Origin of the sequence: Nonomuraea sp. NPDC005983, from assembly GCF_040614375.1 — a bacterium.
Lineage (GTDB): Bacteria > Actinomycetota > Actinomycetes > Streptosporangiales > Streptosporangiaceae > Nonomuraea.
In genome coordinates this window covers 52,536-63,316 of the sequence record NZ_JBEXUP010000040.1, presented here as the reverse complement: position 1 = coordinate 63,316, position 10,781 = coordinate 52,536, and the positions used below count along the sequence as shown (strand labels likewise).

Genomic DNA, 10,781 nt, shown 5'->3' with positions numbered 1-10,781 from the left:
TGGCCGCCGCCCGCCGCAGGGGGGCCGCGCGGGCCGCCGTGACCCGCTTCGCGCTCCGCCGCACCAGGGCGTACGCGGGGTTGCGCGAACTGCCCAAGTTCTACCTGGTGAAGACGCTCGCGGCGGTGCGCGAGAGCATGCTGGCCGTCGGCGCGCACCTGGCCGGCCTCGGCGTCCTCGACTCCGCCCAGGACGTCTTCTACCTGGACCTCACCGAGGCGCGGTCCGCCCTGGCGGGGGGTGACCTGCGCGACCTGGTGCGCGAGCGGCGGGCGGCCTACGAGCAGGAGGCGCGCCGCAGGCACGTCCCCAGGGTCATGCTCTCCGACGGCACGGAGCCGGAGGCGCTGTCGGGGGCGCTGTCGACGGAAGCCGCGGAGGGCGCGCTGAGCGGCACCGCGGCCTCGGCGGGCACGGTGACGGGCCCTGCCAGGGTGGTGCTCGACCCGGTGGGGGCGCACCTGGAGCCGGGGGAGATCCTGGTCTGCCCGTCGACCGACCCCGGCTGGACGCCGCTGTTCCTCACGGCGGGAGGGCTGGTGATGGAGATGGGCGGCGCGATGTCGCACGGCGCGGTGGTGGCGCGCGAGTACGGCATCCCCGCGGTGGTCGGCGTGCCCGACGCCACCCACCGCATCAGCACGGGCCAGCGGATCACGGTGAACGGCGCGGCGGGCACTGTGACGGTCACCGAAGAACCGCGTCGTCTGCACGGCCCGGCTGCGGCCTCATGAGGCGCCGGTCACGACCCCGGCGTAGCGGGCCTTCATGGTGGCGACCACCTCGTCGGGGTCGGCGGCCCAGATGTCGGCGTTGAAGATCTCCACCTCGATGTCGCCGTCGTACCCGGCCTCGGCGACGGCCCGGGTGATCGGCCCGAAGTCGATCACCCCGTCGCCCATCATGCCCCGGCCGAGCAGCACGTCCGCCGGCAGCGGGTGCAGGTAGTCGCACACCTGGTAGGACGCGATCCGGCGGCCGGCCCTGGCGATGTCGTCGAACAGCCGCGGATCCCACCACACGTGGAAGGTGTCGACCACCACCCCGGCCTGCTCCTCCGGGTACGGCAGGCACAGATCGAGGGCCTGCCCGAGCGTGGACAGCACCGCCCGGTCGGGACAGTAGACGGGGTGCAGCGGCTCCAGCGCCAGCCGCACACCCCGCTCACCGGCGTAGGGCGCGAGCACGCTCACGGCCTCGGCCACCCGCTCCCGCGCCCCCGCGAGATCGCGGGAGAACCCCGGGGTGAGCCCTTCGCCCGGCCGGACGCCCGGCAGGCCGCCGACCACCATGACCAGGCAGGCCGCGCCCAGCTCGGCCGCCTCGTCGACGGCGCGCCGGTTGTCGTCGAGCGCGGCCGGCTCGCCCGAGGTCAGGAAGCCGCCCCTGCACAGGGACGACACCCGCAGCCCCGCGTCGCGCACCAGCTTGACGCTCTGCGCGAGCCCCTGCTCCGCGACCTTCTCCCGCCACAGGCCGATGGCCTCCAGACCGTGCCTGGCGCACCCGTCGACGGCCTGCGCCAGCGACCAGCGCCTGGTCGTCCACTGGTTCAGCGAGAGGCTCACCGCCCGTTCACCGCCAGCAGCGCCGTCATCCGGCGCACGGCCAGCTCCTGGTCGGTCAGCAGCCCCGCCTGGTCGGCCAGCCTGAACACCTCGGCCAGATGCCGCAGCGAGCGGGCCGACTGGGCGCCGTTGACCATGGCGAAGGCGTCCTGGTGGCCGTTGAGCCAGGCCAGGAAGACGATGCCGGTCTTGTAGTGGAAGGTGGGCGTCTCGAAGATCTTCCGGGACAGCGGGACGGTCGGGGCGAAGATCTCATCGTAAAGTGCGAAATTTCGGGTGGCTTCGGCCGGGTCCTCCGCCTGCTCGGCCGCGTCCAAGGCCTGCAGAGCCGCCGCGGCGGCCGGGGCGATCGCGTCGAAGATGCCGAGCAGCGCGTGCGAGCCCGACCTGATCAGCGACGGGTAGTTGAAGTCGTCGCCGGTGTAGAGCCTGACGCCCTCGGGCAGCGCGGCACGCAGCCGCACCTCGTGCTCCTCGTCCAGGAGCGACACCTTCACCCCGTCGACCATCGCGGCGTGGGCGTGGATCAGCTCCAGGAACGACTCGGTGGCGGCCGTCACGTCCGGCGAGCCCCAGTAACCGGCGAGCTGGGGGTCGAACATCTCGCCCAGCCAGTGCAGGATCACCGGCCGCTGGGCCAGCCCGAACAGCTTGCCGTACACCTGGTGGTAGTCCTGGGGCCCGCTCGCCACCCGCGCGAGCTGCCGCGACGCCATGATGATCACCCCGGCGCCCGCCGACTGGACGGTCTCCAACTGCTCGGCGTAGGCGGCCGTGATCGTGTGCAGGTCGGCCGCGCCGGGCGCGTGGTCGGTGCCCGCGCCGCAGGCCACCAGCGTCGCGGGGTCGCCGAAGGGGCGCGCCTCGGCGGCGCTCTGCCGGATCAGCTCGCGGGTGGCCGCCCAGTCCAGGCCCATGTTGCGCTGCGCGGTGTCCATCGCGTCGGCGACGCGCAGGCCGTGCGACCACAGATGGCGGCGGAAGCGCAGCGTGGCGTCCCAGTCGAGGGCGGCGGGGGAGCCGGGCGTGTTGTCGGCGAGCGGGTCGGCCACCACGTGCGCGGCGGCGTAGACGACCCGGCTCGCGGCCGGACGCTCTACGACGGGCCAGGTCACCGGCGCGCGCAGGGTGTACGCGCCACCGGGCAGGTCGATCATCACAGCTGCGGCACCTCGATCCTGCGCCCCTCGGCGGACGAGCGCAGCCCCAGCTCGGCGAGCTGAACCCCCCGCGCGCCCGAGGCGAAGTCGTTGGGGAAGGGCGCGTCCTCCAGCACGTGCCGGATGAACCGCTCCCACTGGATCTTGAACCCGTTGTCGAAGTCGGCGTTGTCGGGAACCTCCTGCCAGCCGTCACGGAAGCGGGCGGTCACCGGCAGGTCGGGGTTCCACACCGGCTTGGGCGTGGTGGCGCGGTGCTGGACACGGCAGTTGCGCAGGCCGGCCACGGCGCTGCCCTCGGTGCCGTCGACCTGGAACTCCACGAGTTCGTCGCGGTTGACGCGGACCGTCCAGGAGGAGTTGATCTGTGCGACGATCCCGCCGGCCAGTTCGAAGATCCCGTAGGCGGCGTCGTCGGCGGTGGCCTGGTAGCGCCTGCCCTGCTCGTCGACCCTCTCGGGGATGTGCGTCACGGCCTTGGCGTACACCGACTGGACCCGTCCGAACAGGTTCTCCATCACGTAGTGCCAGTGCGGGAACATGTCGAGCACGATGCCGCCGCCGTCCTCGGCCCGGTAGTTCCACGAGGGGCGCTGCGCCTCCTGCCAGTCGCCCTCGAACACCCAGTACCCGAACTCGCCGCGCACCGACAGGATCTGGCCGAAGAAGCCGCTGTCGATGAGCCGCTTCAGCTTGAGCAGGCCGGGCAGGAACAGCTTGTCCTGGACCACGCCGTTCTTGACGCCCTTGGCCGCCGCCGCCTCGGCCAGCGCGACCGCCTCCTGCACCGACTCGGCCGTCGGCTTCTCGGCGTAGATGTGCTTGCCCGCCTCGATCGCCTTGAGCACGGACTTCACCCGGGCGGAGGTCACCTGGGCGTCGAAGTAGATCAGGTTGTCCTCGTCGGCCAGGACGGCGTCGAGCTCGGTGGTGTGGTCGGCGATGCCGTGCGTGGCGGCGATGGCGGCGAGCTTGTCGGCGTTCCTGCCCACCAGGACCGGCCTCAGGGTGACGCGGGTGCCGTCGGAGAGCGTGACGCCGCCCTGCTCGTTGATCGCCAGGACGGACCGGACCAGGTGCTGGCGGTAGCCCATCCGTCCGGTGACGCCGTTCATGACGACGCCGATGCTGCGCACGCTCATGGGAATCCTTTCGGGGAAAGCGCTTTCCCGAACGGTACGGCTGAGCCGCCGGAGGCGTCAAGTGCCTGCCGTACCTAGAGCTGGTCCTTGGCCTCCAGCCTGGCCAGTGCCTTGGTGAGGGGAGGGACGGTCAGCGAGAGCTGCCACTCGCGCGCGCCCAGCTTGCGCAGCCGGTCGGTCACCCGCTCGTCGGTGATCTCCTCCGGCGGCTCCCAGGTGAGCCTGCGCACCGCGTCGGGCTGCAGCAGGTTCTCCGTGGGCATCCGGTGCTCCTCGGCCAGCGCGGCCACGACCGCGCGGGCGGCGGCCAGCCGCTTGGCGGCCGCCGGATCGCGGTCGGCCCAGCGGTTGGCCGGAGGCGGCCCGTCGCCGGGCGTGCTCGGCTGCGGCAGCTCCGTGTCGGTCAGCCCGCGCGCCCTGGCCACCGCGGCCAGCCACTCGCCCATGTGCCTGCGCGCGCTGCGCCCGGTGAACGCGGTGATCTCGGTGAGCGCCTTCTTGGTGCGCGGCACCTCCAGCGCGGCGGCGACGATCGCCGAGTCGGGCAGCACCCGGCCGGGCGCGAGGTCGCTCTCACGGGCGATGCGGTCGCGCATGGTCCACAGCTCTCGGACGATCGCCAGCGCCCGCACGTTGCGCACCTTGTGGATGCCGGACGTGCGCCGCCACGGATCGGACCTCGGCACCGCGGGCGGCGTGTTCAGCACGGCCGCGAACTCCTCCAGCGCCCAGCCCAGTTTGCCGCTCTCGGCCAGCTCCGCGTGGAGCACGTCGCGCAGCTCGACCAGCACCTCGACGTCGAGCGCCGCGTAGCGCAGCCAGTCTTCGGGCAGCGGCCTGGTGGACCAGTCGGCGGCCGAGTGCCCCTTCTCCAGGCGCAGCCCGAGCACGGTCTCGACCATCGTGCCGAGCCCCACCCGCTCGTAGCCGAGCAGCCTGCCGGCCAGCTCGGTGTCGAACAGGGCCCGCGGCCTGAACCCGAGCTCCAGCAGGCACGGCAGATCCTGGGACGCGGCGTGCAGGACGATCTCGGCCTCGGCCACGGCGGCGTCGAGCGCGGACAGGTCGGGGCAGGCGATCGGGTCGATCAGCGCGCTGCCCGCGCCCGCGCGGCGCAGCTGCACCAGATAGGCGCGGTTGCCGTAGCGATAGCCCGAGGCCCGCTCGGCGTCGACGGCCACGGGCCCCGAGCCCGCGGCGAACGCCTCGACGGCGGCCGCCAGTGCCCGGGCGTCGGCGATGACGGGTGGGATGCCCTCGCGCGGCTCGAGCAGCGGGACGACGGTTCGTTCTTCTGTCATGAGTTCACCGCCCTCATGACCTGAGTGCTGTTCTGACGGGTGCCCTCACTTGGTTCGGTCACTCTCCGGATCTTCACGTCGGCGCGGCATCGCGGCCACGTCGGGCGGGAGCGGGGGGATCCCCGCCGCCAGGCACATGAGATCGCACCAGGCGGCGACGTGGCCGGAGAGGTCCTCCTGGGTCGGCGACCAGGACGCCCGCAGCTCCAGCTCGGTGGTCACCGGGTCATCGGCCTTGTTGCCGAACCCCTCGGACACGGCTCTAGTCACGGTACCGCCGGCGGCGGAGTAGTCGGCGTGATGGGCGTCGAGCGCCTCGGTCAGCCAGCTCCACGCGACGGGCCCGAGCAGCGGGTCGGAGGTGATCTCCGGCTCCATGTCGGCCCTGACGTAGGCCACCAGCCGGAACGGACCCTCCCAGCCGCGCTGGCCGTCGGGGTCGTAGAGGAGGATCAGCCTGCCGACGGCGAGTTCGTCGTCGTCGCGGTAGACCGACGCGCCGATGGCGGCCGAGTAGGGGGCCAGCCGCTGCGGCGCTGGGAGGTCCTCGAGCTCGATCTCCGGCCTGACCTCGGCCAGCCGCAAGCTCTCGACCGCGCGTCTGAAGGCGGCGGGTGCCGGTGGCTGGTCACCGAGTGTCATAGCCGAAGCGTAGGTCGAAGTAGGACGGAAGGGGACCACGGGGGTGCTCATCGTTCGTGATCAAGCCGCTGCCATAACCAGCGGACGGACCGGGCGAGGGGACGGGGCGAGACCGAAAAGGAGGGCGTGACCGCAGTCGAGACGGGCCCGCTCGGGGAATGCTCCCGATGGGTGCCCGTCGAAGCACGGTGGCTGCTCGAACAGCAGCTCACCAGCGCAGGAAGCGCAGTGGTGACTGCGGCGCTCAGGGGAACTCCACAACGCGGTCATCGCACCGAGGCCTTTCTTCGGGTCGTGGCATCGACGTTGGCACGAGCGGCTGACATTTCCGCGCAACGCGCTCGGCGTGTCCCGAAAGTGGATGCTGAATCGATGCCGCGCGGTGGCTTGGCGAACATTTGGTCCAGTCGAGACCGGCTTTCTGGTCGTCCATGGGGTGTGTTCGACCCGTGTGCGCCGCCGATGCCGAGCCGACCGGTAAACATCCATCGGACTATCTGATCACGATTTGGAGCGTCCAATGCATATTTTTCCGACACCTCGCACCGGTGCCGGGACCGGTGGCCGGTCATGGGACCCTTGGAGGGTGAATCTCGCCGAGTCAGCGTTCCTGCGCGCCTGCCACCGCCGGCCCGTCCCCCACACCCCCGTGTGGTTCATGCGGCAGGCCGGGCGGTCGCTGCCCGAATACCTCAAGGTGCGCGAAGGCGTGCCCATGCTCACCGCGTGCGCGACGCCCGACCTGATCGTCGAGATCACCATGCAGCCGGTGCGCCGCTACGGCGTCGACGCCGCCATCTTCTTCAGCGACATCGTGGTGCCGCTCAAGGCCATCGGCGTCGACCTCGACATCAAGCCGGGCGTCGGCCCGGTCGTCGCCGACCCGATCCGCGACTCCAAGGGCCTCGACGTGCTGCGCCCGCTGGAGCCCGGCGACGTGCCCTACGTCACCGAGGCCATCGAGGCGCTGGTCGGCGAGCTCGGCGGCACCCCGCTGATCGGCTTCGCGGGCGCGCCGTTCACGCTCGGCTCGTACCTGATCGAGGGCGGGCCGTCCAAGAACCACGACCGCACCAAGGCCATGATGTACGGCGAGCCGCAGCTGTGGCACGCCCTCATGGAGCGGCTGTCGGGCATCGTGCTGGAACACCTGCGCCTCCAGATCAGGGCGGGCGCCTCGGCCGTCCAGCTCTTCGACTCCTGGGTGGGCGCGGTCGCGCCCGACGACTACCGCGAGTTCGTCCTGCCGCACACCCGGCGGATCTTCGACGGGCTGGCCGACCTCGGCGTGCCGCGCATCCACTTCGGCGTCGGCACCGGCGAGCTGCTCGGCGTCCTTGGCGAGGCGGGAGCCGACGTGGTCGGCGTCGACTGGCGGGTGCCGCTCGACGAGGCCGCCCGCCGGGTCGGCCCCGGCAAGGCGCTGCAGGGCAACCTCGACCCGGCCATCCTGCTCGCCCCGTGGGAGGTCGTCGAGCGCAGGGCCCGCGAGGTGCTGCGCAGGGGGCGGGCCGCCGAGGGGTACGTGTTCAACCTCGGGCACGGCGTGCTGCCCTCGACCGACCCCGACCAGCTCAAGCGGCTGACCGACCTGGTTCACGAGGCCTGAGGCTCCACCGGCTCCACCCGCTCCACGGCGGCCGGCCTGCGCCCCCTGCTCCGCCGTACCAGGAAGATGGTGAGCAGGACCACGGGCACGGCCGCCACCAGCCACGGCAGCAGCACGCCGAGTACGGTGAGCGCCACCTTCGTGAACGACACCAGCGCCTTCCAGCCCGACGCCAGGCCGCCGAGGAAGCCCGCCGGCTCCTCCGAGGGCGGCTCGACGACCGCGACGGGGCCGACCACCGTCAACGTCAGCGTGGCCATGCCGACCTGCGTCCTGAGCTCCTTCTGCTGGGCCTGCAGCGACTCCAGGTCGGCCTCGCGGCCGGCGATCTCCCGCTCGACCTGCAGCACCTGGCCGATCGTGTCGGCCTTCTTCATCAGCGTGCGCAGCGAGTCGAGCGCCTGCTGGGCCGACTTGAGCCGGCTCTCGACGTCGGCCACCTGCATGGTGACGTCCTGGGTGCCCTGGCTGACCGACAGCCGCTTGCCCAGCTCCTTGCCGAGGCTGGCGAGCACGTCCAGGTAGCGGGCGGGCGGGATCTTGAACTCCAGCTCGGCCGAGGACGCCTCGCTGTCCTCGGCCGAGCTGGACTTCTCGCTCGACAGGTAGCCGCCGGCCGCGGTCACGATCTGCTTGGCCCGCTCCGTGGCCGACACGACCTCCTTGGCCCGCACCGTCATGCTCGCCACGTAGATGACCTGCCGGTCCTGCTGCGTCACCTTGACGTCCGAGGTGATGTTCTTGCCGGACTCGGGCACCGGCGCCTTCGCCTGCCTCTCCACCGACTGGTCGCGGGCCACCGCGGAGTCGGACGCCATCGCGGGCGCGCCCGCCGAGGAGGACTGGACGCTGGCGCCTCCTCCGCAGCCGGACGCGAACAGGAGCGCGCACGCCGCCGAGACGGCGACGCCGTACGTCAATCTGCTCATGCCCCTATGACGGACCCCGGATCGCCCGGGTTTGATGGCAGAGATCACGGTACGGTCACATGCCCCGAGCAGGTCACCACGAGCCCCAGGCGGTACCGTCAGGAGGCGTGGAAGGCAATCGGGCGCATGTGGTCATCATCGGGGGCGGCATCTCGGGCCTGGCCGCCGCGTGGTTCCTCCGGCAGGGCGGCGGCGAGCGGGTCAAGGTGACCGTGCTCGAAGGTGCCCCCCGCATCGGGGGCAAGCTGCTGGCGTCGGAGGTCGCCGGGGTCGCCGTCGACGCGGGCGCCGAGGCCATGCTGGCCAGGCGGCCCGAGGGCAAGGACCTCGCCAAGGCGGTCGGCCTCGCCGGCGACCTGGTCGACCCCGGCACCACGCAGGCGGCGGTCTACACCAGGGGCGCGCTGCGGCCGATGCCGAAAGGGCAGGTCATGGGCGTGCCGTCCGACCTGACCGAGCTGGCGAAGTCCGGCATCATGTCGCCCGGCGGGCTGGTGCGGGTGCCGCTCGACCAGATCCTGCCGGCCACGCTCGTTCGCACCGACGTGTCCGTGGCCGCCTACATCAGGGCCAGGATGGGCGGCGAGGTGCTCGACCGGCTGGTCGAGCCGCTGCTCGGCGGCGTCTACGCGGGCCGCTCCGACATGCTGTCGCTGGAGGCGACCATGCCCAGGGTGGCCGCCGCCGCCCGCTCGGAGCGCTCCCTGCTGACCGCGGCCAGGGAGATCGTCTCGGAGGCGCCCAAGGCGGCGGGTCCGGTCTTCACCTCGCTGCGCGGCGGGCTCGGCAGCCTGCCCGAGGCCGTCGCCAAGGCGTCAGGGGCCGACGTGCGGACCGGCGTCACCGTCCGCGAGCTGAGCCGCACCGAGGGCGGCTGGCGGCTCGTCACCGGCCCCGTGCCCAGGCCCGAGGTGATCGACGCCGACGCGGTGATCGTCGCCACTCCGGGGCCCGCCTCCGCCAGGCTGCTCAAGGCCGAGGTGCCCAAGGCCGCGAGCGAGCTGGCCAGGATCGAGTACGCCAGCATGGCCATCGTCACGCTCGCCTACCCGCTCAGCGCCTTCCCCGAGCCGCCCGCCATCAGCGGGTACCTGGTGCCGCCCGTCGAAGGGCGGCCCATCAAGGGGGTCACGTTCAGCTCGGTCAAGTGGCCGCACCTGTCGGGCGACATGCTGCTGGTGCGCTGCTCCATCGGCCGCGTCGGCGAGGAGCACCTGCTCCAGCGCGACGACACCGAGCTGGTCTCGCTGGCCACCGCCGAGATGGCCGACGTGCAGGGAGCCCACGGGCTGCCCGTCGACACCCGCGTCTCGCGGTGGGGCGGAGCGCTGCCCCAGTACAACGTGGGCCACCTCGACCGGATCGCCAGGGTGCGCGCCGCGGTCGCCGTCGAACCGGGCCTGGCCGTGTGCGGGGCCGCCTACGACGGGCTCGGCATCCCCGCCTGCGTCTCCACCGCGCGCACGGCCGCCGCCCGGATACTGGACCACCTGTCGCTGCGAGGAGAATAGAGGCATGACAGAGGGCGCTGCGCGGCTCAAGGCCCGCGATCTGAACCAGGTGATCCGCTACACGATGTGGTCGGTCTTCAAGGCGACCACGCCGCTGCCCGGCGACCGCGAGAACATCGGCCAGGAGCTGGAGGAACTGCTGGAGCAGGCGGCGGGCAAGGACGTCGTCACCCGCGGCCTCTACGACGTGGCCGGGTTCCGCGCCGACGCCGACTACATGTTCTGGTGGCACGCGCCCACCTCCGACGACCTCCAGGACGTCTACTCCCGCTTCCGCCGCACCGCCCTCGGCCGCCACAGCGAGCCCGTCTGGTCGGCCATGGCGCTGCACCGTCCCGCCGAGTTCAACAAGTCGCACATCCCGGCGTTCCTCGCCGAGGAGGAGCCGCGGGCGTACGTGAGCGTCTACCCGTTCGTCCGCTCGCTCGAGTGGTACCTCCTCGACGACGCCGAGCGGCGGGCGATGCTGGCCGAGCACGGCAAGATGGCCCGCGACTACCCCGACGTACGCGCCAACACCGTGGCCTGCTTCGCGCTCAACGACTACGAGTGGATGCTGGCCTTCGAGGCTGACGAGCTGCACCGGATCGTCGACCTGATGCGCCACCTGCGCGGGGCGAAGGCGCGCGAGCACACCCGGGTCGAGATCCCCTTCTACACCGGCGTCCGCAAGCCGGTACAGGAACTGCTGGCCGCGCTGCCCTAAGGGCTGCGCGACCTTCTTGGTGGCGGCGCGCCGCGTTCGCGGCGATCGCCCGCTCGCCCACTCACCCGCCCGCTCGCCCGCTCGCTTGACGGGCTGCGGCGCGGGGTGCGACTCCTGCGCCCTGTGGGGCAGGGCGTTCGCGGAACGGGGCCCGAGTTGGGGATCTGGCTGACTTCGGCAAACCCGTTTGTGACAATCAGCGGAGAACCCTGT

10 protein-coding genes are annotated in these 10,781 nt (G+C 72.2%); 4 read left to right on the top strand and 6 right to left on the bottom strand.

Annotation, left to right across the window (positions count from 1 at the left end; genetic code table 11):
• Window positions 1–734: PEP-utilizing enzyme (locus ABZ297_RS19530; protein WP_355347653.1), on the top strand; the 734-nt coding region annotated here is incomplete at its 5' end.
• Here ABZ297_RS19530 and ABZ297_RS19525 read toward each other — a convergent pair.
• The 5 genes from ABZ297_RS19525 to ABZ297_RS19505 form a co-directional block, all read right to left on the bottom strand.
• Window positions 729–1,568: a sugar phosphate isomerase/epimerase gene (locus ABZ297_RS19525; protein WP_355347650.1), complete on the bottom strand. Its 840-nt coding sequence runs from the start codon at window positions 1,566–1,568 to the stop codon at window positions 729–731. The genes ABZ297_RS19530 and ABZ297_RS19525 overlap by 6 nt on opposite strands.
• Entirely contained in the window at window positions 1,565–2,728 is a 1,164-nt protein-coding gene (locus tag ABZ297_RS19520; protein ID WP_355347647.1) for a dihydrodipicolinate synthase family protein, read from the bottom strand. Before ABZ297_RS19520 ends, ABZ297_RS19525 begins: the two co-directional genes overlap by 4 nt.
• Window positions 2,725–3,870: a Gfo/Idh/MocA family oxidoreductase gene (locus ABZ297_RS19515; protein ID WP_355347644.1), complete on the bottom strand. Its 1,146-nt coding sequence runs from the start codon at window positions 3,868–3,870 to the stop codon at window positions 2,725–2,727. Before ABZ297_RS19515 ends, ABZ297_RS19520 begins: the two co-directional genes overlap by 4 nt.
• Before the next feature lie 74 nt (window positions 3,871–3,944).
• On the bottom strand, window positions 3,945–5,171 hold the full coding sequence (locus ABZ297_RS19510) for a ribonuclease D (RefSeq protein WP_355347641.1): 1,227 nt from the start codon (window positions 5,169–5,171) through the stop codon (window positions 3,945–3,947).
• Between the two features lie 45 nt (window positions 5,172–5,216).
• Window positions 5,217–5,813: a DUF3000 domain-containing protein gene (locus tag ABZ297_RS19505; RefSeq protein ID WP_355347638.1), complete on the bottom strand. Its 597-nt coding sequence runs from the start codon at window positions 5,811–5,813 to the stop codon at window positions 5,217–5,219.
• Between the two features lie 649 nt (window positions 5,814–6,462).
• On the opposite strand from ABZ297_RS19505, the gene hemE reads away from it, so the two are divergent.
• Window positions 6,463–7,422 (top strand): uroporphyrinogen decarboxylase, encoded by a 960-nt coding sequence (gene hemE, locus ABZ297_RS19500; RefSeq protein ID WP_355347664.1) that lies wholly within the window; start codon window positions 6,463–6,465, stop codon window positions 7,420–7,422.
• Here hemE and ABZ297_RS19495 read toward each other — a convergent pair.
• A complete protein-coding gene (locus ABZ297_RS19495) occupies window positions 7,410–8,351 on the bottom strand; it encodes a DUF4349 domain-containing protein (protein WP_355347635.1) in 942 nt (313 codons plus the stop codon). The genes hemE and ABZ297_RS19495 overlap by 13 nt on opposite strands.
• Window positions 8,352–8,458: 107 nt before the next feature.
• On the opposite strand from ABZ297_RS19495, the gene hemG reads away from it, so the two are divergent.
• Window positions 8,459–9,862 (top strand): protoporphyrinogen oxidase, encoded by a 1,404-nt coding sequence (hemG, locus tag ABZ297_RS19490; RefSeq protein WP_355347632.1) that lies wholly within the window; start codon window positions 8,459–8,461, stop codon window positions 9,860–9,862.
• Between the two features lie 4 nt (window positions 9,863–9,866).
• The gene (gene hemQ / locus ABZ297_RS19485) at window positions 9,867–10,568 is read left to right on the top strand and encodes a hydrogen peroxide-dependent heme synthase (protein ID WP_355347629.1); all 702 of its coding nucleotides are present in this window, start codon (window positions 9,867–9,869) and stop codon (window positions 10,566–10,568) included.
• The last annotated feature ends 213 nt before the right edge of the window (window positions 10,569–10,781 follow it).